This is a genomic window from Acetobacter zythi, from assembly GCF_963921165.1.
Taxonomy (GTDB): Bacteria; Pseudomonadota; Alphaproteobacteria; order Acetobacterales; family Acetobacteraceae; genus Acetobacter.
The window spans coordinates 39,670-61,813 of the sequence record NZ_CAWUEO010000047.1 but is presented as its reverse complement, the minus strand read 5'-3'; the positions used below and the strand labels follow the sequence as shown (position 1 = coordinate 61,813).

General features: G+C 57.0%; 19 protein-coding genes. 3 read left to right on the top strand and 16 right to left on the bottom strand.

Translation table 11 applies throughout. The annotated features are described in order from the left end of the window. Window positions 1-13: 13 nt before the first annotated feature. The 12 genes from AABE20_RS13565 to AABE20_RS13510 form a co-directional block, all read right to left on the bottom strand. The gene (locus AABE20_RS13565; protein WP_338333575.1) at window positions 14-898 is read right to left on the bottom strand and encodes a GNAT family N-acetyltransferase; all 885 of its coding nucleotides are present in this window, start codon (window positions 896-898) and stop codon (window positions 14-16) included. Continuing rightward, complete coding sequence (locus AABE20_RS13560; RefSeq protein ID WP_086646813.1) at window positions 895-1,392, bottom strand: Lrp/AsnC family transcriptional regulator; 498 nt, start codon at window positions 1,390-1,392, stop codon at window positions 895-897. Before AABE20_RS13560 ends, AABE20_RS13565 begins: the two co-directional genes overlap by 4 nt. A 79-nt stretch (window positions 1,393-1,471) precedes the next feature. Continuing rightward, a complete protein-coding gene (locus tag AABE20_RS13555) occupies window positions 1,472-2,932 on the bottom strand; it encodes an NAD-dependent succinate-semialdehyde dehydrogenase (RefSeq protein WP_338333574.1) in 1,461 nt (486 codons plus the stop codon). A 23-nt stretch (window positions 2,933-2,955) separates the two neighbouring features. Next, window positions 2,956-4,758 carry an ABC transporter ATP-binding protein gene (locus tag AABE20_RS13550; protein WP_338333573.1) on the bottom strand — a complete coding sequence of 601 codons (1,803 nt, stop codon included), beginning with the start codon at window positions 4,756-4,758 and terminating at the stop codon, window positions 2,956-2,958. After that, window positions 4,755-5,567, bottom strand: coding sequence for an ABC transporter permease (locus tag AABE20_RS13545; protein WP_338333572.1), 813 nt, complete (start codon window positions 5,565-5,567; stop codon window positions 4,755-4,757). The genes AABE20_RS13550 and AABE20_RS13545 overlap by 4 nt, the downstream gene beginning before the upstream one ends. Beyond that, complete coding sequence (locus AABE20_RS13540; RefSeq protein ID WP_338333571.1) at window positions 5,564-6,520, bottom strand: ABC transporter permease; 957 nt, start codon at window positions 6,518-6,520, stop codon at window positions 5,564-5,566. The genes AABE20_RS13545 and AABE20_RS13540 overlap by 4 nt, the downstream gene beginning before the upstream one ends. Next, window positions 6,517-8,142 (bottom strand): ABC transporter substrate-binding protein, encoded by a 1,626-nt coding sequence (locus tag AABE20_RS13535; protein ID WP_338333570.1) that lies wholly within the window; start codon window positions 8,140-8,142, stop codon window positions 6,517-6,519. Before AABE20_RS13535 ends, AABE20_RS13540 begins: the two co-directional genes overlap by 4 nt. Window positions 8,143-8,232: 90 nt before the next feature. Then, window positions 8,233-8,901, bottom strand: a complete 669-nt coding sequence (locus AABE20_RS13530) for a haloacid dehalogenase type II (protein WP_338333569.1) — start codon at window positions 8,899-8,901, stop codon at window positions 8,233-8,235. Window positions 8,902-9,083: 182 nt separating this feature from the next. Continuing rightward, window positions 9,084-10,250, bottom strand: a complete 1,167-nt coding sequence (locus AABE20_RS13525; RefSeq protein WP_338333568.1) for an NAD(P)/FAD-dependent oxidoreductase — start codon at window positions 10,248-10,250, stop codon at window positions 9,084-9,086. Beyond that, entirely contained in the window at window positions 10,247-11,632 is a 1,386-nt protein-coding gene (locus tag AABE20_RS13520) for an FAD/NAD(P)-dependent oxidoreductase (RefSeq protein WP_338333567.1), read from the bottom strand. The genes AABE20_RS13525 and AABE20_RS13520 overlap by 4 nt, the downstream gene beginning before the upstream one ends. Further along, window positions 11,617-11,916 (bottom strand): (2Fe-2S)-binding protein, encoded by a 300-nt coding sequence (locus tag AABE20_RS13515; RefSeq protein ID WP_338333566.1) that lies wholly within the window; start codon window positions 11,914-11,916, stop codon window positions 11,617-11,619. Before AABE20_RS13515 ends, AABE20_RS13520 begins: the two co-directional genes overlap by 16 nt. Before the next feature lie 58 nt (window positions 11,917-11,974). Continuing rightward, the gene (locus AABE20_RS13510) at window positions 11,975-13,354 is read right to left on the bottom strand and encodes an aminotransferase class III-fold pyridoxal phosphate-dependent enzyme (RefSeq protein WP_338333565.1); all 1,380 of its coding nucleotides are present in this window, start codon (window positions 13,352-13,354) and stop codon (window positions 11,975-11,977) included. 245 nt (window positions 13,355-13,599) lie between these two features. On the opposite strand from AABE20_RS13510, the gene AABE20_RS13505 reads away from it, so the two are divergent. The 3 genes from AABE20_RS13505 to AABE20_RS13495 are packed head-to-tail and all read left to right on the top strand — an operon-like array spanning window position 13,600 to window position 17,370. After that, on the top strand, window positions 13,600-15,078 hold the full coding sequence (locus AABE20_RS13505; protein WP_338333564.1) for an aldehyde dehydrogenase family protein: 1,479 nt from the start codon (window positions 13,600-13,602) through the stop codon (window positions 15,076-15,078). 7 nt (window positions 15,079-15,085) lie between these two features. Continuing rightward, window positions 15,086-16,255, top strand: coding sequence for an amidohydrolase (locus AABE20_RS13500; protein ID WP_338333563.1), 1,170 nt, complete (start codon window positions 15,086-15,088; stop codon window positions 16,253-16,255). 47 nt (window positions 16,256-16,302) lie between these two features. Then, entirely contained in the window at window positions 16,303-17,370 is a 1,068-nt protein-coding gene (locus AABE20_RS13495) for a tartrate dehydrogenase (protein ID WP_338333562.1), read from the top strand. Between the two features lie 69 nt (window positions 17,371-17,439). Here AABE20_RS13495 and AABE20_RS13490 read toward each other — a convergent pair whose 3' ends face one another. From AABE20_RS13490 to AABE20_RS13475, 4 genes are all read right to left on the bottom strand, one after another. Continuing rightward, window positions 17,440-18,330, bottom strand: coding sequence for a delta(1)-pyrroline-2-carboxylate reductase family protein (locus AABE20_RS13490; protein WP_338333561.1), 891 nt, complete (start codon window positions 18,328-18,330; stop codon window positions 17,440-17,442). 48 nt (window positions 18,331-18,378) lie between these two features. Continuing rightward, window positions 18,379-20,001, bottom strand: coding sequence for an ABC-F family ATP-binding cassette domain-containing protein (locus AABE20_RS13485; RefSeq protein WP_338333560.1), 1,623 nt, complete (start codon window positions 19,999-20,001; stop codon window positions 18,379-18,381). Between the two features lie 224 nt (window positions 20,002-20,225). Further along, a complete protein-coding gene (locus AABE20_RS13480) occupies window positions 20,226-21,038 on the bottom strand; it encodes a family 1 encapsulin nanocompartment shell protein (protein WP_338333559.1) in 813 nt (270 codons plus the stop codon). 11 nt (window positions 21,039-21,049) lie between these two features. Next, complete coding sequence (locus tag AABE20_RS13475; protein WP_338333615.1) at window positions 21,050-22,075, bottom strand: Dyp-type peroxidase; 1,026 nt, start codon at window positions 22,073-22,075, stop codon at window positions 21,050-21,052. Between the last annotated feature and the right edge of the window lie 69 nt (window positions 22,076-22,144).

Sequence of the window (22,144 nt, the reverse complement as noted above, 5' to 3'; positions counted from 1 at the left end):
GCGCGTATGGCTTTTAGCAAAGGGCCTGACTGCACAGGGCAAAGCAGGTGGGCGATTGGGCAGCGCTATCGCTCTCGGTTTCCTCGGTGACCATGGAAACAACAGAACCAACGCGGAGCAGGCCCCATTGGTCCAGCAGGCCTGCCACAGTTTCGTCCTGGGGTATGTCCACCCGCAGGAACTGCCCGGCACAGGTTCCCGCCCAGTAGGCCAGCATGGGCAGGGCAAAAGCCTGATCCAGCGCAATAATCGGGCCAGCTGCCTGCCCCCAGCCAAATTTGCGGCAGAAGGAGAAGCCCAGAATGCCTTTTTCTGAATCTACCAGAATACCGCGCCCATCCTCCATAAGCCGCAAAAGCAGGGCGGAACGGTCAAGCTTGAGGGCGGCTTGGTCCATAGCGCATATTGCCTCCAGATCGGCAGCCCCCATCGGGCGCATACGGCACCCTTCGGGCAGCGGGATCAGTGGCACGGTGGAAACATTGCCCTGATGCTGCATGACAACACCCGTGGAATGAAAACCGCTTTTTTCGTACAGCGGCACCCCGGCGGATGTTGCATTGAGGTGGAGCCGGTAACCCGGCAAAGCCTGCCGCGCCAAGCCCATCAGATGCTTGCCAACGCCGTGGCCCTGCCACGCGGGGCTGACAATAATCATGCCCATGCTGGCAGCCTGTGTGCCCCATTGCCACCACAGGAGTGTCCCCACCACGGAACCATCTGCCGTTGTGGCGACAAAGCCGTTGCCCAGAGCAAGCATTTGCTCCCAGTCTTCCAGCCGGTGGGGCCATGCCAGATCTTTGGAGAGCTGCCAGGCCTGCCCAAGGTCGTCGGGCTGTATGGAGCGGAATGTGATCTGGGTGTGCAGGATTGGGGGAGAGGTGGCGGTCTGGGTCAAATTTTCTGCTCCGGGAAAAAGTCCTGAATCGGAAAAGATTCTTTTACGATAGGGGATTTTATCACGATGTAACTAAAGTACTTCTCGATCCCGATGTTCAGCTCAAGAAGGTTTTCCATAATGATCTGGTAATGCTCCACATCGCGGGTAATGAATTTGACCAGATAGTCATACCCCCCGCTAATCAGGTGGCATTCCACAACGGTATCAAGCTTGCTGACATGGCTTTCAAAGCGCGCAAAGTCATGGCGCCTATGGTCTGAGAGAGTGATTTCCGTAAAAACTGTCAGAATGGACGTTATCTTACGAATATCAATCTGTGCGCCATAACCGGTTATGTAGCCCGCAGCCTCCAACCGTTTGACACGGATGAGACAGGGGCTGGCCGAAAGACCAACCCTGTTGGCAAGCTCAACATTGGTCAACCGACCGTTGCGTTGCAACTGCGTGAGAATTTTAAGGTCAATTCTGTCCAGCTTTGGGGTGGGCTGCATGGCAGAGACGATCTCCAGAGCAAGGATGGGTCAGCCCCGAGACGGGGCTGATTAAACACTGATCAGAATGTTCCGGATGTCAAACGTCAAGCCCGCCGATGTGCAGACTCTTCGTTTCCATGAATTCTTCCATACCCGCATGGCCGCCTTCGCGCCCAAGACCGGATTCCTTGACCCCGCCAAAAGGCACGCTTTCCATGGAGATGGCACCGGTATTGTGGCCGATCATGCCAAATTCCAACGCCTCTCCCACGCGCCACAGGCGGCGGATATCGTTGGTGAAAAAATAGCTTGCCAGCCCAAAAGGCGTGTTGTTGGCAATATTGACAGCCTCTTCCTCAGTTTTGAAGCGGAACAGGGGCAACACGGGGCCGAATGTTTCCTCGTGGGCAACGCGCATGTCGGTGGTTACGCCTTCAAGCACAACCGGCCATACAAAACGGCCTTGTGTGCGCAGGGGGGCACCTACGTAACGCGCACCTTTGCTAAGGGCGTCTTCCACATGGGCACGCACCTTGGCTACGGCAGAATCGTTAATGAGCGGCCCAATCGTGCTCCCGGGTTCCATGCCCGCGCCAACTTGCAGGGCCTCAACCTTGGCCATAACAGCAAGGAGCAGGCGGTCCCATATGCCATCCTGCACCAGCACCCGGTTGGCGCAAACACAGGTCTGTCCGGCATTGCGGAACTTGCTTTGCATAATCCCTTCGGCTGCTGCTTCCACATCCGCATCATCAAACACCAGGAAGGGGGCGTTGCCACCAAGCTCCATGCTGCATTTTTTTACGGTTGCGGCGGATTGTTCAAGCAGGATTTTACCCACACCAGTAGAGCCGGTAAATGTGATCTTGCGCACAACCGGGCTGTCGGTCAGCACTTTGCCTACGGCAGCGGGCAGGCCCGTAATAACGCTTAACAAGCCTGCGGGCAGGCCTGCGCGTTCTGCAAGGACTGCAAGGGCCAGTGCGGAAAAAGGGGTGAGTTCGGAAGGCTTGATCACCATGCTGCACCCTGCTGCAATGGCAGGCCCGCATTTGCGGGTGATCATGGCCAGAGGAAAGTTCCAAGGTGTAATGGCAGCCGTAACACCAATGGGTTGTTTCAACACCAATACGCGCCGGGCCGGGTCGGCCGTGCTGAGAATGCTGCCCTCGCTCCGGCGTGCTTCCTCGGCATACCATTTGAGAAAAGACGCGGCATAGCGGACCTCGCCCCGAGCTTCGGCCAGAACCTTGCCCTGTTCGGCGGTCATGATTTTTGCAAGGTCTTCCACATTGTCCATAACAAGCTGGTACCATGTGGCCAGAGCTTCCGCCCGCTGTGTGCCGGTTTTGCGCCGCCATATCAGTTGCGCAACGCGTGCGGCCTCAACCGCTTTTTGGGTATCTTCCACAGTGCAGGCAGGCACGGAGCCAATAATTTCCCCTGTTGCCGGGTTGTCCACATCAATGCTTTGCCCGTCCGCCGCATTGCACCATGCACCGGCAATAAAAGCCTGCTGGCGGAAGAGTGTGGGATCATGAAGGTCGAGTAGCGCCATGGTGTTCTCCTAACAAAAAGGGATCAGGATAGATCTTGAGCTTGCAGGTGGCAGGCAATCCGTGCGCCCGAAGGAGCCTGCCATGTGGGGGGAGGGGTCTGTGCACACTCTGCCACCGCAACCGGGCAGCGTGGCATGTAACTGCACCCGGTTGCCGGTGCGTGCTCCGTTTTGTTCTGCCTTAGGCCGTTGTGCTGGATAACCCCATCCAGCCAGCCGGGTTGCATTTCGGGCACGGAGTTTTCCAGCTTGCGGGTATAGGGGTGGTGCGGTGGCACGTTCAGGGCCGCGGCCGTGGAAAATTCCACGCAATGCCCCGCATACAGAACAGCCACATGGTCACAGACCGATCGCAACGCGTGCAGGTCATGCGTGACAAACAGCCAGGAAAGGCCGAGTTCACGCTTGAGTTCCATCATCAGGTCCAAAATGGCTGCGGCGACTACGGTATCGAGTGCTGCGGTTATTTCATCGCACAGCACAAGGCGGGGGCGTGCGGCCAGTGCACGGGCAAGGTTGACCCGCTGTTTTTGCCCGCCAGAAAGCTGGGGAGGGTAACGCCCGGCCAGAGCCGCAGGCAGGCGGACCATGTCCAGCACCCGCTTTATGGCCGCGTCCGACGCATCCTCGTTATAAAATGTCAGGACGCGGCGGAGTGTTGCTTCCACGCTCATGGCGGGGTTGAGCACAAGGTCCGCGTTCTGCGCGACCAGTTGCATATGCTGGCGCTGTTGTGGGGTGCGTTCTTCAATTCTGGCGGGCAGAGGCTGGCCTTCAAACACCATGCTCCCATCCGCCCATGGCTGGATGCCCGCCATGGCCCGGATGAGAGTACTTTTACCGCACCCGGACTCCCCAATAATGCCCAAGGTCTCACCCGCACAAACGGGTAGGCTTACATTATCCACAATGGTGTGCGTGGGGCGGCCGTCCGCCATGGTGGGGCCATAACCAACAACCAGATTTTTTATATCAAGCAGTGGTGTGCTCAGGGCGGGGGTATCATGGTTGCGCAGGTGGGGCTGGCTGGCGGCAACAAGCTGCTGGGTATAGGCCTGTGCAGGTTTGCTCAGGATCTGTCGGGTTGTGCCTTCCTCCTGCACTTTGCCGTTTTTGAGCACAACGGCGCGGTCCGCCATCTGCGCGACAATGGCCAGATCATGGGTTACGTAAACACCCGTAAACCCGCACTGGCGCATGGCCACACGAAAAGCCTCCAACACTTCTATCTGGGTTGTAACATCCAGCGCTGTTGTGGGTTCGTCAAAAATAACCACCTCAGGCTCGGTTATGAGCGCCATGGCAGCCATAATCCGCTGGAGTTGCCCGCCCGAACATTCATGCGGGTAACGCGCGCCGATCGTCTGGGGTGTGGGCAGCGCCATCATCTCAAACAGGGCTATTGCGTGCTCTATCGCCTCCTTACGTGGGAGAATATGGTGCGCAAGGGCCGGTTCAATCACCTGCTCCATAAGGGGCAGGGCAGGGTTGAAGGCCGCACCGGCGTTCTGGGCAATATAAGCAATTGTTTTGCCCCGAAAGCTGCGTAACTCGCTTGCATTCATGGTGCGTACATCATGCCCTGCAACCCGCAGTTGGCCTTGCGCTATGCGGCAGCCTGAGCGGGCATAGCCGGTCAGAGCAAGGGCGATGCTGGTTTTGCCCGACCCGGATTCACCAATCAGGGCCAGCATCTCGCCTTCCGCCACATCAAAACTGACATTGGAGACAATGGGCGTTTCCGGCCCTGTGCCCCTGCGCCCGGTCAGGCACAGATCTCGCACGCAAATAAGGGGCGGGGGGGACAGGAGGGGCTGTTGGGTCATTGGCGGCGTCCTTTGCCGTCCAGAGCAAGGTTAAGCCCTACGGTCAGGCAGGCAATGGCCAGTGCCGGGGCAATAACGGCCGGAGCGCCGTAAACAAGGCCCAGCAGGTTCTCACGCGTGAGGGAGCCAAGGTCTGTCTGCGGGGGCTGCAACCCGACCCCCAGAAAGCTCAGGTTGCTCAGCAGTCTTACGGCGTAAATGAACCGCAGACCCACATCGGTCAGAACGGGACCTGTCATGTTCGGTAGAATTTCGCGCACGACCAGATATCCGGTTTTTTCTCCCCGCATGCGCGCGGCCAGAATAAAATCCTTCTGCACAATGGACAGGGCAAGCATCCGGCATGTGCGGTAAGAACCGGGCATGTAAATACAAGCCATTGCCAGCACCAGAACAGGCACCGATGAGCCAAAAGTTGCCACCGCCACCAGCCCGCTCAGCAGGGATGGAATGGAAATGACCCCATCCATAAAGCGTGAAAGCAGGGTATCGGTCATGCCGCGCTGGAGTGCGGCCATCATGCCCAGAAAAGCGCCTGCGGTACAGGCCAACACAGTGGCCGCCGCACAGAGCAGCACGGTGCTGCTGGTGCCGTAGAGCAGGCGGGTCAGTACATCACGCCCCAAATAGTCCGTTCCCAGCAGGTGCTGGGCAGATATGGGGGCAAATACTGTGGAACTGACAACCTCCCCCGGCAGGCAGGGGGCTATGAAGGGGCCTGCAAAAGCCAGCGCCAGCCAGAAGATCGTGATCACGACTGGCACCTGCAACAAAGGGGACAGGCGGCGCAGGGGCAGGGTAAGCGTCATGCGCGGGTCCTTTCCTGCGTGGAGAACAGGGCCACAATATCGGCCAGAGTGGTCAGCAGCAGATAAGCCGCGCAAAAAATAAGCGCGCATGTCTGCACCAGCGGAATATCGCGCGAGGCCACGCTATCCACCATCAGACTGGCAATGCCGGGATAATGAAAAACAGATTCCACAATCACCACGCCTCCCAAAAGATAGGAAAGGCTGAGCGCCATTACATTGAACAACGGCGCCACAACATTGGGCAAAACATGGCGCAGAATAATAGCCGTGGGAGAAACACCCTTGAGCAGTGCCATTTCCACCCATGATGAGCTGAGAACATTCACCATGACCGCGCGGGTCATGCGTGCCATCTGGCCCACAATCACGCAGCCAAGTGTTGCAACCGGCATGGAAAAAGCTGCCAGAAATGACCCAATGGAATGAATGTCGCTAATGCTGGCAAGGGCTGGCAACAGATGCAGTTGTACGGCAAAAACCAGAACGGCCAGTGTGGCGACCAAAAACTCCGGCACGGAGACCACACAAAGGGTCAGCAGGGATACAGCACGGTCAAAAATTGTATTGCGGAAGATGGCAGACAGAGTGCCCAGCACCAGCGCCGTAGGCACAGCAAACAGGGTTGTAATACCCGCGAGTAAAAGCGAGTGGATCAGCCGCTCATGCACCATGCTCATGACGGACTGGTGGCTGACCAGCGATGTGCCAAAATCCCCTCTGAGCAACCCACCAGCCCAGATGGCAAAACGCAGGAGAACAGGCTGGTCCAGCCGCAGGCTATGGCGCAGGGCTGCTACAGCATCAGGCGTTGCGGCCTGCCCCAGCAAGGACTGGGCGACATCTCCGGGTAGGGCAGAGGTGATAAAAAAGACCGCCACCACCACAAAAATCAGAGAAACGCAGGAGGCGCCAAGTCTACGGGCAATGGCCATGCCAAGCTTTGCAGTCATGGCGCTGCCTCCCTTGTTGTGGTTGGAGCAGGCTGGTCATTAACCCAGATGTGGCGGGCGAAGTTATACCCCATCAACTGCCCACCCTGATGCGGGCGTAAACCCTGTATCCGGGGATGAAAGCCATCCAGACTGGTAATAAAGGTAGGAATGCATACGCCGGAATCTGCGTGGATCATGGCCTGCATATCGTTGTACAGGGCATGACGCCTGGTCTCGTCCGGCTCATGGCGGCTAAGGGCCAGAAGTTGATCAAAACGGGGGTTGCGCCAATGTGCCTCATTCCACGGTGCGGTGGACGCAAAGCTGAGTGCGAAGGTCATGTCGGCAGATGCGCGGGGGTTAATATTGCCAAAACCCATGGGAAACCGCATCCATGACTGGCTCCAGTAGCCATCCGCTGGCATGCGGCGCACGTCCAGCCGCAGGCCAATATTTTGTGCCGCATTCTGGAGGAGCACTGCCATTTCCACCGACCCGTTTGCCGCGGGCGAGCAGATGAGGGGGGGCAGGCTCTGGTTAAGGAAACCATTTTTGTTAAGCAGGAACTTTGCTTTATCCGGGTCATAACTGGTTTGGGCCAAACCGGTGTTACAAAAGCGGTGTTCGGGGGGCAGGGGCTGGTCATTGCCGGTGCGGCAAAAACCCAGATAAATGGAATTGCGCATCTGTTCGCGGTTGAACAGCAGCTTCATGGCCTGCACAAAATCCGGGTTTTTTCCCGGTCCTACGTCCTGACGGATGGCCAGATTGGTGTAAGTCCCTGTTGGGCTTTCCATGACCGCAATGTTGCGTTTGCGGACCAGCGCGACAAGGCGTGGGTCTACAGCGGCAATAATATCCACATCCCCCGAAAGCAGGGCATTGTGCCGGGCCATGTCATCACTAATGGAGATCAGCTCCAGTGAATCCACCCATACACCGCCGGGGTTCCAGAAGTTGGTGTTCCGCAGGGCTACTGAGCGTACACCGGGTTGGAAAACGGCACAGGTAAACGGGCCTGTGCCGTTGGCGGTGTTAAACCGTGTTGTACCATCACGGATAATGGCAAAATTGGTCAGCCCCAGAACTGAGGGAAAAGCAATATTGGGCGCGTCCAGCTCAATCACAACCCCCAATGGTCCGTTTGCGCGAACGGCGCGCATGGCCATGGCCTGATAATGCACCTGTGAACCAAGTTCGGGGTCTTTATGGCGGAGGATGGAATACACAACATCGGCAGATGTCAGCGGTGCGCCATCATGGAAGCAGACCCCACTACGCAACTGGATGTGCCATGTCTGAAAATCAGAGCTTTCAATGCTCTGGGCCAGAGCTGGACGTGGGGTAAGGGTTTCGTCCAGTGCAACAAGGCCATCGTAGAACATATTGCCACGCAGGTAATCGGTCGCCATGGATTGGCGTGCGGGGTCCAGCGTGTCACTGAGGGAGCCGGATGTGGAGGCCGCCCGGACATGCCCGCCTGTGCGGGGCTGCGCGCGCCGTAGCCCGGCGTCAACCTGCGCGTTTGTAGGAATAAAGCCATCGGCAGCACGTGCAGCACCTAACCATGGGCGGGTGGCACACATGCTGGCGGCAACCATACGTGTACCCTGTTTTATCATGTTGCGTCGGTTCAGCATCAACACGCTCCAAGTCGAGGAAAACAGGGGTCAATCAAGAGCGGGGCAGGTTACGGCAGTGGATCATTGCCCCGCTCGGGGAGTGCGCTCTTACAGACCCAGAACGCCGGGCAGGCCACCAATGTCGGGGATTTCGGTATAGCCATAGTAAGGGGTGGAGGGTTCATGGCCACGGGCAACAAAAACCTTGTTGCGGATGCCCAGATCATGCGCGGTCATCAGGTCGTAGCGCAGGGAGGAGGAGACATGCAGAATGTCTTCCGGCCCGCAGCCCAGCTTATCCAGCATGTATTCAAACGCGCGCATGTGCGGCTTGTAGGCCTGCGCGTCTTCCGCCGTGAATACAGCATGCACAGGTGCACCCAGCTTGGCTACGTTGGAATGGATCTGCGAGTTGGACGCGTTGGAAAGGATGACCAGCGGCACCTCTTTGGCAACCTTGGACAACCCCGCAGGCACATCATCCCACGGACCCCACGTGGGAACAGCTTCATAGAACTTGTTCGCCACTTCGGGAGCAAAGGGAACATTCCACTTTTTGCACGTCCGCTCCACGGCATTAAGCAGCACGTAGCGGTAGGGCTGCCATGGGCCGAGCACTTCATCCAGCCGGTAGGCGGCAAAGTCCTTGCAGAACTGCTCCATCCCTTCGGGGGGAACAACATCGGCGTAAAGCTCACGCGCCATGTCGCTCATGCGGAAGCGGGTCAGGGTGCCGTAGCAGTCGAATGTTACGAATTTGGGCCTGAACGTCGTCATGATGTTTTTTGTCCGTCTGGTTAACGTTACGATATGACAACATAAACCAAGAGGAGAATGCTACTGCATTTTTTGTTTATGCAGCAGAGCATTCTGTATGTTGGAAAAAGGACCACAGAAAATGCCGTGTGGTCATGCGACCAGCCATGCCTGTGTGAAAATGGCAGGCTGTTAAGGCAACATTACAAAACCGCCGGGGCCAGAAACCGGGCAATGTTAAATGGAGCCAGAGGTATTTCTGTTTTACCTGTAGCCAACAGATCCGCCATGGTTGCCCCCACGCCCGGTCCAAGCTGAAAACCATGCCCGCAGAACCCAAAAGCATAGTAAAGCCCCGGCACACGCGCACTTGGCCCCATGACCGGCAGGTCGTCATCGGTATAACCTTCAATACCTGTCCATGTACGAATAACACGCAGGCGGGCAAAATCGGGTAAAATGCGTTCCAGATGCGGCATCTGCCGCACGGTATTGAGCGGGTTCAGGTAAGCACGTTTGGCAGCCAGATCTACGGTGCCACGCAGCCCCCCACCAAAAACAATGTTGCCGCGTTCTACCTGCCGCAGATAAACGCCTTCCTCTTCCACCCATGAGGCGTACCCAATAACCGGGTGAATGCGGTAGGGAACAGGCTCTGTTACCCCCATTTGCGGGGCTTTGGGGGTTAGGGGCAGGTTTTCGCCAAAGGCGGCGGCCATTTTTTGCCCCCATGCCCCGCTGGAAATCTGGAGCAAAGGGGCCGTAAAGCGCTGGCCCTTGGTGGTTTCAACCACAAAGTCTTCGGTAGAACGTGTAATATGGCTGACTTCAGCGCCTTCCAGCACCGTGGCCCCTGCTCTGCGTGCCGCGCGGCCAAAGGCTGGTGCCGCAAGGCGAGGGTTTGCATGCCCGTCGAGTGGAGAAAAAGATGCGCAATCCACATCCGGGGCAAGCATGGGAAAACGCTCTACCGCTTTGCGCCCGCTATAAAGCTCCAGTTCCAGCCCGTAAGGTTTGCAGTCCTGCGCATATTTTTCCAGCCGTGCGCTATCTTCGGACTTAAAAGCAACACGCACATGGCCGCTGGGTAAAAACTCCACATTCTCCCCGATCAGTCGGGGCAGGTCGCCCCATATGGCCCGGGATCTGTTGGCGAGGGGGAGTTGCGGTAAAAAACGGCCCTGACGCCGCACATTCCCAAAATTTGTGCCAGATGCGTATTGGCCGACCAGATCACGCTCAAGCAGAATAACAGACAGGCCTTGCTGGCGTGCAAAAAAAGCGGTGGCCGCCCCCATAAGGCCACCGCCAACAATAATAACATCGGCCCGAGCTGTGGTGTGTGTAACGGGTTGGGCAGGGTGGCTCATGTCATAATACCCCGGATTTTGGCGGGTAAGGGTTTAATAGGGGCAGCACTGCGGATACGGCCTGCCTGTTCGATGGGCATTTTGCGGGCGGCGGCCAGAATTTCGGCCCCGGCAAGCCCACACATGCGGCCCTGACAGCGCCCCATGCCCACACGCACAAATGCTTTGGCCCGGTTGAGTTCGGGGGCGTCCAGAGCATCCGCCGCACGTCGGATATCCCCTGCGGTTACGTTTTCGCACCGGCAGATTACCGTTTCATCGGGCAAGGAGGCCGCATTGCGCCATGGCCAGGGAAAACCTGTTTCCAGCCCGTGGCGAAAAGCATTCATAGGCTCTAACGCCTTGCGCAGGCGGGCCATATCCTGCGTGGCCACAGTATGCCCCATATCCGCAAGGCAGCGCAGGGCGGCCAGAGCGCCAGCATATTCTGCGCCATCCGCCCCGCGTATGCCCGCGCCATCGCCAGCCGTGTAAACACCCGGTTGCGATGTTGCGCCGTCCTCATCCGTAACTGGCAACCACTGGCGGGATGTGGGGTCAAAAGCAAAGTCACATTTGAGCAGGTCGGCCAGTTGAGTTTCGGAGCGCAGGCCGTAGCCCATACCAACAGCGTCTCCCACCGTGTGGCGCAACTGGCCACGGCTGTTGCGCCATGTTACCCCCCTTACTCTCAGCCCGTCAGCCTCTTCCTGCTCTTGTATGCGCACGGGCTGGATGCCTGTATGCAGGGGCACGCCAGAACGCATGAGGTCAGCCATGTAACGCACACCCTGTGCGAGTATGGCAGGTCGGTGCCGCAGGCCACGCAGGCCATTGATGCGTGTTTTAAGCGATGACGTATCCAGCACCGCACGCGGTTTTACCCCGGCTTTGAGGTATTGCCATGCAACCAAATACAGTAGCGGCCCCGTGCCCATGAACACAGGGGCACTGCCAATGGCACAGGCCTGTGCCTTAAGTGCTATTTGCGCACCACCGAGTGTAAACACGCCGGGCAGCGTCCAGCCCGGACAGGGCATAATGCGGTCGGTGGCCCCGGTGGCAATAATCAGCGCATCATAGGCAATGGCTTCAACGCGTTGCTTATGCTCGATCAGGAGCTGCTGGTCCACAACGCCCCATGCCAGTGTTTCTGGCCGGTAGTCGATATGGGGTAACAAGTCCGCAAATGCCGTGTGCAGGGCAGTAGCCGAACGGGCGGACGCGCCATAAAGCTTTGTGGCCGGTCGCACAAAGTTTTCGGGTTGTCTGCGGTATATCTGGCCACCCTGCTGCCGGTTTTCGTCCAGTACCACTGGGCGCAGGCCTGCCTGGGCAAGGGTTTGTGCCGCGCGTGTGCCCGCAGGCCCCGCCCCGACAACAATAACTACTGGCTTGTCCATGGCACCTCTGCTGTGACGATACGAAGGCCCGGTGTGGCCGGGGTGGAACAGGCGCGAAGTTCATCACCGTCTTCGGTCCATACGCGGCAGTCCTGACAGGCCCCCATAAGGCAGAAACCTGCACGGGGTTTGCCGTCGAACTCATTGTGGCGTAGCTGTCCACCCGCTAGCAGAACAGCGGTCAGAACAGTGTCTCCTTCAAGCGCCGTTACAGGCTGTCCATCGACTGTTATGGTAATGGGTGACCGCTGTGTTTCGGACACACGTCGGAAAAGTCCCTTCATCAGGGCGAACCTCCTGCCATATGCCGTGGCGCCATTATGTGCGCCACGGCTGTGTGTCTCAGGCAATTGCTGCGGCTATGTCCTTGTCATCCAGCAGCGTGTTCAATACGACCTCGATACGATCGCACATTATGTCGGTCTCTTCCAGTGTCATGCACAGCGGAGGAGCAAGCCCGATAATATCGTCGCCAAAGGCGCGGAACAGCACACCGTTTTCATAGCCGATTTTGGCCATTTTTTTGGAAATGCCAAGTGATGCTGCGGGTTTGGTTTTGGCTTTTTTGTCGGTCACCAGTTCAATGGCGGCCAACATGCCCATTGAGCGCGTATCCCCTACCAGAGGATGGTCCTTCATTGCGGCAAGGCGGGCTGCCAGATGCACACCTGAACGCACACCGTTTTCAAGCAGTCCGTTCTGATAAAGATCCAGCACGGCAAGGCCAATGGCAGCACTCACCGGGTGGGCGCTGTAGGTCATACCGTGGCCTACCGCAACGCCTGCTGGGGTGGCATCGCGGATTGTGGCATACATGCCCTCGCTCATGAACACCGCACCCATGGGGGCGTAGCCGGAGGTCAGGCCTTTGGCCACGGTCATCATATCAGGCACAACGTTTTCATGCTCACAGGCAAAGAGCGGGCCGGTACGGCCAAAGCCTGTAATCACTTCGTCGGTAACAAACAGAATGTCCAGTTCGCGGCAGGTGTCGCGCATGGCGCGCAGCCAGCCAACCGGCGGCACGGCAACACCACCAGAGCCTTGAACGGGTTCGCAAAAGAATGCGGCCACGTGTTCAGGGCCACCAAGTTCCGCCACCTTGTTGCGCAGATCGGCAACGCAGGCAGCTATAATTGCGGCGGCATCTGGCCCTTTGGGGTGGCGGTAGGGGTCCGGGCTTGGAATGTGGTGCTGCCACGAAAGGGGGACATCGGCATTGCGGTGGAATGCGGCAAGGGCTGTTAGCCCGGCACCGGTATAGGTGCTACCATGGTAGCCACGGGCCAGACCAATAACATGCCGTTTACCCGGTGTGCCACGCGCATGCTGGTAAAAGCGGATAAAGCGCAATGCGCTATCCACGGCATCGGACCCCCCTTGGGAGAAAAAGACCCGGTTAAGGTCCCCCGGTGTGACGGCAGCCAGACGGGAGGCCAGCGTAATGGCGCTTTCGCTTGCAAAACCAAAATAGCCGGTCGCATAGGGCAGGCGGGTCATCTGTTCGGCGGCAGCTTGCACAACGCTTTGTTGGCCGTATCCAACATTAACGCACCAAAGCCCGGCAAATCCGTCCAGCAGTTTGTTACCATGAATATCCGTCAGCCAAGAGCCCTGACCGGATTGCAGAATGCGAGGTCCGTGCTCTTCCTGATCACGCCATGATGAGACGGGATGGATCAGGTGGGCACGATCGAGTGATACGAGTGTCTCTGGAGTCATGGCTGTTGGTATCCATTGTGTTGTTGGCCTTGTTTTTCCTATGCTGGTACAGCCGGAAAATATGGTGCCATAACCAGTCGTTACGATAGCGGATTGTGCTGTTCTGGAGGCAGGTGCTATAAGAAAGCATCAAATTGCCCTTTGCTCCATTTTAGTATTTGCGCCATGTGCGTGGATAAGAAAAACTACGATACCGCAATGACCTGACTGGCGTTTGTACAGGCATAATGCAGGGGGAGTAGAGCGTGAGCAATCTCGGTTTCCGTCCAGAAGATGTGGTGTTGCCAGTTGGGCATTTTCTGGCAGGCAGGCTTGTATCCGGCCCTGCGGATATTCCCGTAACCAGTCCGGGAAGTGGCCGTATCATAGCCAGTTTGCCAGAAGCCGGGGCAGATATTGTAGATGAGGCAGCACAAACTGCTGCCCGTGTGCAACGTCAGAGCGGATGGGCAACCTGTGCGCCGCGCGAACGTGCGCGTGTGATGCGCCGCTGGGCAGATCTGGTTGAGCGCAATGCCACCGAACTGGCCCGGTTGGAAACCGTATGCTCCACCCGCCCCATTGCCCAGACCATGGGTTGGGATATTCCTTTCCTTGCCGAAGGAATAAGGTTTTTTGCGGAGTATTGTGACAAGATCGGAGGGGACGTAGCAGCCACAGCTACAAACCTGCTGGGCATGACCGTGTATGAACCTTATGGGGTTACTGGGGCTATTGCGCCGTGGAACTTCCCTCTGGTCATGGCAAGCTGGAAAGTGGTGCCCGCACTTGCCGCAGGCAATGGCACGGTGCTCAAACCTTCAGAAATGACACCGTTTTCTGCCGTCAGGCTGGCCGAACTTGCGGTAGAGGCCGGGCTGCCCGCAGGGCTGTTCAATGTTGTGCAGGGCACCGGGCTTGCCACGGGGGAACCTATTTGCCGGCATGGAGCCATTGGCAAGTTGAGTTTTACCGGCTCCACCCGCACGGGCATTGCGGTTATGAAGGCCGCAGCGGAAAGCGGGCCAAAGCCGGTAACGCTGGAGTTGGGGGGCAAAAGCCCGCAACTGGTGTTTGATGATATTCCCTGCGTGAATGAGGTTGCGGACCGTATTTTTCGTGCATTTACGGGCAATGCCGGACAGGTTTGCGTAACCGGGTCCCGCCTTATTGTGCAGCGGGGTGTGGCTGACGCCCTGATCGCGGCCCTGACTGAGCGATGTGGTGCAGTAACAGCATTGGCTCCGTGGGATGCTGCGGCATCATACTCCCCCATTATTTCGGAAACACAGGCGCAGCGTATTCTTGCTCTGGTGCAGGGGAGCGTCCGTTCTGGCGCGCAGGAACTTGTTGCGTGCAGGCGTATGGATGCGCCAGCAGGTGGGGTTTTTCTCTCCCCCGGCATGGCAATGGTCGACAATACCGAATGCGCCTTGTGGCAGGAGGAGGTCTTTGGCCCCGTATTGGCCATACACGTGTTTGATGAAGATGATGAGGCTTTTGCTCTGGCTGAACATCCCGTCTACGGGCTGGCCGCCGGGGTGCATACGGCCTCACTTCCCAGAGCCATGCGTGCCATTCGCACGCTCAGGGCAGGCACGGTCTGGGTGAACCGTTATGGCCGATCTTCGGACTTTGTTATTCCAACAGGTGGTTTTGGCGGTTCGGGCATTGGCAAGGATCTTGGGCGGCAGGCGTTCGAGGCGAACCTGCGGCTCAAAAGCATTCTTATGGCGGCGGAGTAACGTGGCAATGAAGCCATTGGCTGTAGATGCGACCTTTCTGGCCGAATTGCGCAGGGATTTACATACCCACCCCGAACTGAGGTTTGAGGAGCAAAGAACCGCGGCTGTTGTGGCGCAACATTTGCAAAACCTCGGCTACACACCGCACACCGGCCTTGCCCGTACAGGGGTTGTTGCCACTCTGGACACAGGCCGGGCTGGCCCTGCCATTATGCTGCGTGCCGACATGGACGCCCTACCGGTTAGCGAGGCAGGGCAGGTGCCGTGGGCCTCGTGCACCCCCGGTGTTATGCATGCCTGTGGGCATGATGGGCATACGGCCATGCTCTTGGGGGCTGCTGCATTGCTTAAGGCAGACCCACCACCATGTGGCAAAATCTACTTTGTGTTCCAACCGGCCGAAGAAGGCGGGGCAGGGGCGCAGGTTATGATAGATGAAGGTCTGTTTGACCTGTTCCCCACGGATTACTGCTTTGGCCTGCACAACTGGCCCGGTCTGGAGGCTGGTCGGCTTGGTGTCCGTACCGGCCCCATTATGGCCGGGGGCTGGCGTTTTGCAATTCGGATTATCGGTAAGGGGTCACATGCCGCCCAGCCCCATATGGGCACAGACCCCCTGACCATAGGTGCGGCTTTGGTGCAGGAGGCCCAGTTACTGGTGGCCCGTCGCACGGACCCGGTCATTCCTGCAGTGTTATCGTTCTGCATTTTTGATGCGGGAACAACAGATAACATATTGCCCGAAACAGCCCGCCTGGCAGGCACCCTGCGCGCGCTGGACCCACAGGTTCTGGACGACCTCAAGAAGGGTCTCCAGCAGTTGTGTGGCGGGCTGAGTGTAGCCCATGGTGTGGATATAGAGGTGAATTTTCATCAACCTTATCCGGTTACTGTTAACGAACACCGTGCAACCCAAATTGCCCGCCAGGCCATGCAGGCGCTTGCAGAACAATTGGGTGGCCCAGCACCGGACATGGATATTGCTCCCAGTCTGGCATCTGAGGATTTTGGCTTCATGCTGCAAAAAAAATCGGGGGCCTATGCCATGATCGGGAATGGAGATTCTCACAAACTCCATTCCCCTGATTATGATTTTGATGATTCAATCATAACCCGTGGCGTGCGGTACTGGCATCAGCTTGCCCATACATGCGCCGCAGCGGAACATGCCGCCTGATTGAAAAAATCATACGTTTTTGGTTCTAGTTGTAAGGATAAATCCGCGTGAAAACTTATGATATCGCTGTTATTCCGGGGGATGGTATTGGCACCGAGGTTATGCCACAAGCCCTGAGCGTGCTGGAACGTGTGGCCGAAGTCTGTGATTTTGGAATAAAGTTCCGTCACTACGACTGGAATTGTGAAACATGGTTGCGTACCGGGCAGATGATGCCAAAAGACGGTATAGACCAACTTTCGCAAAGTGACTCCATTTTGCTGGGCGCTGTTGGTTTTCCATCCGTGCCGGATCATATTTCGCTGTGGGGCCTACTTATTCCCATCCGGCGTGAATTCCACCAATACGTTAATCTGCGGCCTGTCAGGCTTTTGCCAGGTATTCCGTGTCCTCTGGCCAATAAAAAACCCGGAGATATCGATTTCTGGATCGTGCGTGAAAACTGCGAAGGCGAGTATTCCCAGATCGGTGGCGTGTTTGGTGAGGGCACACCGTCTGAAGGGGCTATGCAAACAGCCGTATTTACCCGCTACGGCACCGACCGGATTTTACGCTACGCGTTTGAATACGCACGTAAACTGGGGCGACCGCATGTAACCTCTGCCACCAAATCCAACGGTCTGTTCCATTCCATGCCGTATTGGGATTCCCGGTTTGAGGCCATTGGCAAGGACTATCCAGACGTGCGGATGGACCAGTATCATATTGATATTTTGGCCGCGCGGTTTGTCATGTCTCCCGAACGATTTGATGTGGTTGTTGGCAGTAACCTGTTTGGCGATATTCTGTCCGATCTTGGGCCGGGTATTACGGGCACTATTGCCGTGGCCCCTTCGGCCAATATTAACCCCGAGCGGGCATATCCTTCCATGTTTGAGCCGGTTCATGGTTCTGCACCAGATATTGCTGGCCGGTTTATTGCCAACCCGGTTGGGCAGATATGGGCTGCGGCTATGATGCTCGAACATTTGGGCGAGCCAGAAGCCGCTGGTCTTGTTATGCAGGCCATTGAAAAAACACTGGAAAACCCGGCAGCACCCCGCACGCCAGATATGGGCGGCACTGCTGGAACGCGCGAACTTGGGGCCGCCATCATGCAGAGTATTGCGGGCTAAGCAGCGTTAAGGTTCTGTACGCTCCCACAGGCAGTCATAGGCACTTGTGGGAGTGTACATGCCCTAGTATCAGCCACGCACAACCCGGCAGGCAGCAAGGTCCCACGCAGCACATCCTACGGACTTAAAAAAAATTGCCTGCTCAGTAGGCGGCGGGGTGTGAAGAGCCGAAGCAAGAGAGTGTACATATGACCAATCCACTCCTGCCTGTATCAGGTCTCCGGCTTCGCTTGGCGCACCAATCGGGTCATCAACATAAAGCCTGCTGGCGTGAACAACACGCGGCCCCACTTCGATCATATCAGGCCGAAAAGCACCAACACCAATAATCAGGCAATCTGGAGAGGGTTGTTCGTCATAAAGGCAATGCCTGCTTGGTGTAACAGTCAGGACGACATCAAAGTTTTTGTCATCTGGCCGCGCGGGGCGCAGGTCAAGCGGTAGATTTTTATGCTGTTCGCAAAATTCTTTTGCGCGATCGGATGTTCTTCCGCGCACCACAACCGTGGTGCCGGGGTGTAAGCTGGCCAAGGCGGCGCAATGGGCGCTGGCCTGCGTGCCTGTGCCAATAATCAGAACGCGTTTTATGGGGTTACGGGCCAACAGCCGTATCCCCAACATGCTCATCCCGGCTGTACGGCGCATGGTGACTGTTGGCCCATCCAGTGAGAACAGGAGGACACCTGTTTGTGCATCTGCGCAGGTCACTTGCCCCTGAATGGTCGGACGGGTGGTTCCTGCGTTGTCTGGGCAGATAGTCAACAGTTTGGTCACCAGAATATCTGCACTTGCGCAGGGCATGGCCATGAGCAGACCTGTGCCTTCTGGTGCGGTAACAACAGCCCGTTCGGGGCAGATTATGCGGCCATTGGCATAATCCTGCACCGTTAGCGCCAGTTCCTCGACCAGAAGGCCAAAAGGCAGGAGTTCGGCGGTCTGGGTTGCGGAATAGTGTTTCATGTCCAAAGGGACTTTCAAACCGTTTGCTTTGGCGGGCATGCCGTGGGTTTATTCGTGTAGTCCCGGTGCTTCCCGGCCTGTTCGGGCCACATATTCTGTGTATCCGCCATCGTAGCGGTGCAGACCTTCAGGTGTAAGTTCGAGAACACGGTTGGAAAGAGCTGCCAGAAAATGCCGGTCATGCGAGACAAAAAGCATTGTTCCGTCATAATCGGCCAATGCGGTAATCAGCATTTCCTTTGTGGCGATGTCCAGATGGTTGGTTGGTTCGTCAAGCACCAGAAAATTGGGGGGATCATATAGCATAAGCGCCATGACCAGCCGGGCCTTTTCCCCACCGGAAAGAACCCGGCAGCTTTTATCAACGTCATCGCCCGAAAAACCAAACCCACCAGCCACAGTGCGTAAGGCCCCTTGGCTGGCAAGGGGAAAGGCATCGTTCAGTGTTTCAAATACCGTTCGATCACCGTCCAGCAGGTCCATGGCGTGCTGGGCAAAATAGCCCATTTTAACACTACCGCCCAAGGTAACGGTGCCTGCATCAGGCTCGGTTGTGCCGGTCACAAGTTTGAGCAGGGTAGATTTGCCCGCACCATTCACACCCAGCACACAACACCGCTCCTGCCGCCGGATTAACAGGTCAAGGCCCTTATAAATAACACGGCTTCCGTAACTTTTATCCACCCCACGCAGGTTGACCACGGAATCTCCCGACCGTGGCGCTGGTGGGAATGTAAAGGACATGGCCTGCCTGCGCTTTGGCGGTTCTACCCGGTCTATCTTGTCCAGTTTTTTAACCCGGCTTTGCACCTGCGCTGCATGGGAGGCGCGGGCCTTGAAGCGCTCGATAAAAGCAACCTCCTTGGCCAGCATGGCCTGCTGCCGGTCAAACTGGGCTTGCTGGTGTTTTTCGTTGAGTGCGCGCTGCTGTTCGTAGAACTCATAATCGCCCGTAAAGCTGGTAAGGGCGCCACCGTCAATTTCGATCACCTTGTTGATGATCCGGTTCATAAAGGCCCGGTCATGGGAGGTCATAAGCAAAGCGCCATCATACCCTGCCAGAAACTGCTCCAGCCAGATCAGACTTTCCAGATCAAGGTGGTTGCTTGGTTCGTCAAGCAACATCACATCGGGCTTCATCAGAAGGATGCGTGCAAGTGCCACACGCATTTTCCAACCACCGGAAAGACGGCCCACATCTCCGTCCATCATCTCCTGACTAAACCCAAGCCCGTGCAGCACTTCCCGCGCACGGCCGTCCAGAGCGTAGCCTCCCAACTCTTCAAAGCGGGCCTGAACCTCACCAAACTGTTCCAGTATGGTGTCCAGCTCATCAAAGCGCTCGGGGTCGGCCATGGCGGCTTCCAGCCTGCTCAGCTCAGCACCCACTTCGGCCACGGGGCCTGCGCCGTCCATAACCTCCGCAACTGCGCTGCGGCCTGCCATTTCCCCCACATCCTGATTAAAAAAGCCGACAGTAATACCCCGGTCGGTCAGGACATGGCCTTCGTCTGGTTCCTCTTGCCCCGTAATCAGGCGGAACAGTGTGGTTTTGCCCGCACCATTGGGGCCTACCAATCCGATTTTCTCGCCTTTTTGCAAGGCAGCGGAAGCCTCGATAAAGATCACGCGGTGACCGTTATATTTGCTGATATTGTCGAGACGGATCATGGAACCTCGGTGACGCACGAGTAAGGGACTGGTGAAAACAAGCAGTCTTATTGCGTAACACCGGAGCTGCGTAAACTGCTGCGGGTATTAAGTTTTGCGCAAGTCAGGCCAAAACGGAGCCTGAGCGCACATAAAAATGGCGGCCCCACGGATGAGAGGCGGTGTTGAACACGCCCTGAGCACACATGGAGCCGCCCTTTGAGACCCTGCCAGAAAAGAGTTGATCAGGCCGGTGTTGTGGAGTGATCCAGAGTAACCGTAGCCTCGCTGGTTAACACACGGAACACAAAGCTTTCCTGTAGGTACAGGTCCACGGTTTCGGCTGTGTGGCTCAGGTAGCCAATCGACAGGTCCTGACCGATGTCCAGAACAAAGTCCCCCCCACGCATGGAGACCACATAAGCCCCCTCCAGTGCCGGTGCCCAGATGATTTTGCCGTCGATCATGCTTTCAATGTGCTTGCGAACGGGGTAGCCATCATCATCCCCGCTGCTAACGGCCAGATGGGCCTGCGCGCCAAGCACAACCGAATATGGGCCGTTTACACCTGCCAGACGCAGGGCATTCAGGGCCTCTGCAATGGCATGGGGGTAATCCTTGGCCATGGGCGGGAGCTTGAGGTGCGGGTTGGACGTACCTTTGCGCATGCCGCAAATGCCTGCGGCCTCAAAGCCATTGAAAATGGCATGATCCTCGGCAAAAGCAATTTTTTGTGCAGCGTCTTTGACTGTCTGCCAGTCTGAATCGAGCGCTCCACGCTCCACTGCATCAATTTCCTCGCGGGAGAGGGTGAAGGGAACACGCAGTTCAACCAGTGGCAGCACTTCGCGCTGTGTGGCAAGCACACCGCTCTCTGTTGCATCGATCTTTTTGCCACGTCCTGTGCCAACCCCGGCAAAGGCCGTGCCTTTAGGTTCAGGCGTATCGACCACGCGGCGGCCTGCCAGATGGCGGCGGATGGTGCGGGAGGCTTCCTCCTCAATCTGGGACCATGCTTCGGCAGAAATTGGGGCAAGATGTCTGTGCAGGTTGTTCATGTCAGGCGTCCTTAATTTTTCAATGATCCAATGCCAAGAGAACCGTCTTGTCCTTCACGCGGCGGAGGAGCAGGCGAGGCGGGGAGGGGGGCCGGTTGCGCCACAGCGGTGCTCATATCCGGTGCCGCATCCAAAAATTCGCTTGTGGGGGTAAAGAACAGCGTGCCAGTGACGGCTGTGCTCACATCAAGCAACCTGTCATAATTACCCGGCGGCTTACCAATGAACATATTCTGGAGCATCTGCTCCGTGCGGGCCGGGGAGCGGGCGTAGCCAATAAAATAGGTGCCAAACTCCCCTTTACCAACAGTGCCAAAAGGCATGTTTTCGCGCACGATCTGGAGTTGCTCGCCGTTTTCTTCAATGTTGGTGAGCACATTATGCGCGTAGCTGGGTTTGGCTGCTTCGGGCAGTTCTATGTCCGACACCTTTTTGCGGCCAATAATATGTTCCTGCACTTCGGTTGGGATGGCCTCCCATTTTTTGATGTCATGCAGGTATTTCTGCACAATCACGTAGCTTCCACCCGTAAATTCCGGGTCTTCATCCCCAATGATCGTGGCATCGGTGGCAACCTGACCGGACGGGTTTTCTGTTCCATCCACAAAGCCCAGCAGGTCGCGGGCATCGAAATATTTAAACCCATGGACTTCATCCACCACACACGCCGCACCTTCCAGACGGGTAACAAGAGCCGTAGCCAGTTCAAAACAGAGGTCCATCTGGGTTGCCCGGATATGGAAAAGCAGATCCCCCGCCGTTGCAGGCGCATGGTGCACACCATTAATTTCGCGGAAGGGATGAAGATCCTTGGGGCGAGGCATACCAAAAAGCTGATCCCATGCCTGTGAACCCACTCCGGTAACACAACTCAGCTTGCCATCTGGAATCCGAAAGCCAATTCCTCGCACAAGGGAAGAGATATCTCCCATCAGGTCCAGAACCTGCGGAGTGATGGATGGAGTGTTGTTGAGGGTCAGAACAAGGAAAACTGCGGCCTGTGTCAGTTTTGGATCAACAAGTTGAGGTGTGGACAACGGACTGAAGCTCCCCGCAGATACGCGCATGACAATGACGGCTGGCAGCATAAGCCCCTGCGTGGAGAT

Excerpts from the sequence above, each read along its gene's own strand:
- AABE20_RS13540 (WP_338333571.1), bottom strand. The coding sequence starts at position 6,520 with ATGACTGCAAAGCTTGGCATGGCCATTGCCCGTAGACTTGGCGCCTCC.
- AABE20_RS13555 (WP_338333574.1), bottom strand. The coding sequence starts at position 2,932 with ATGGCGCTACTCGACCTTCATGATCCCACACTCTTCCGCCAGCAGGCT.
- AABE20_RS13560 (WP_086646813.1), bottom strand. The coding sequence starts at position 1,392 with ATGCAGCCCACCCCAAAGCTGGACAGAATTGACCTTAAAATTCTCACG.
- AABE20_RS13490 (WP_338333561.1), bottom strand. The coding sequence starts at position 18,330 with ATGAAACACTATTCCGCAACCCAGACCGCCGAACTCCTGCCTTTTGGC.
- AABE20_RS13510 (WP_338333565.1), bottom strand. The coding sequence starts at position 13,354 with ATGACTCCAGAGACACTCGTATCACTCGATCGTGCCCACCTGATCCAT.
- AABE20_RS13530 (WP_338333569.1), bottom strand. The coding sequence starts at position 8,901 with ATGACGACGTTCAGGCCCAAATTCGTAACATTCGACTGCTACGGCACC.
- AABE20_RS13535 (WP_338333570.1), bottom strand. The coding sequence starts at position 8,142 with ATGCTGAACCGACGCAACATGATAAAACAGGGTACACGTATGGTTGCC.
- AABE20_RS13525 (WP_338333568.1), bottom strand. The coding sequence starts at position 10,250 with ATGAGCCACCCTGCCCAACCCGTTACACACACCACAGCTCGGGCCGAT.
- AABE20_RS13480 (WP_338333559.1), bottom strand. The coding sequence starts at position 21,038 with ATGAACAACCTGCACAGACATCTTGCCCCAATTTCTGCCGAAGCATGG.
- AABE20_RS13550 (WP_338333573.1), bottom strand. The coding sequence starts at position 4,758 with ATGACCCAACAGCCCCTCCTGTCCCCCCCGCCCCTTATTTGCGTGCGA.
- AABE20_RS13520 (WP_338333567.1), bottom strand. The coding sequence starts at position 11,632 with ATGGACAAGCCAGTAGTTATTGTTGTCGGGGCGGGGCCTGCGGGCACA.
- AABE20_RS13500 (WP_338333563.1), top strand. The coding sequence starts at position 15,086 with ATGAAGCCATTGGCTGTAGATGCGACCTTTCTGGCCGAATTGCGCAGG.
- AABE20_RS13545 (WP_338333572.1), bottom strand. The coding sequence starts at position 5,567 with ATGACGCTTACCCTGCCCCTGCGCCGCCTGTCCCCTTTGTTGCAGGTG.
- AABE20_RS13515 (WP_338333566.1), bottom strand. The coding sequence starts at position 11,916 with ATGAAGGGACTTTTCCGACGTGTGTCCGAAACACAGCGGTCACCCATT.
- AABE20_RS13485 (WP_338333560.1), bottom strand. The coding sequence starts at position 20,001 with ATGATCCGTCTCGACAATATCAGCAAATATAACGGTCACCGCGTGATC.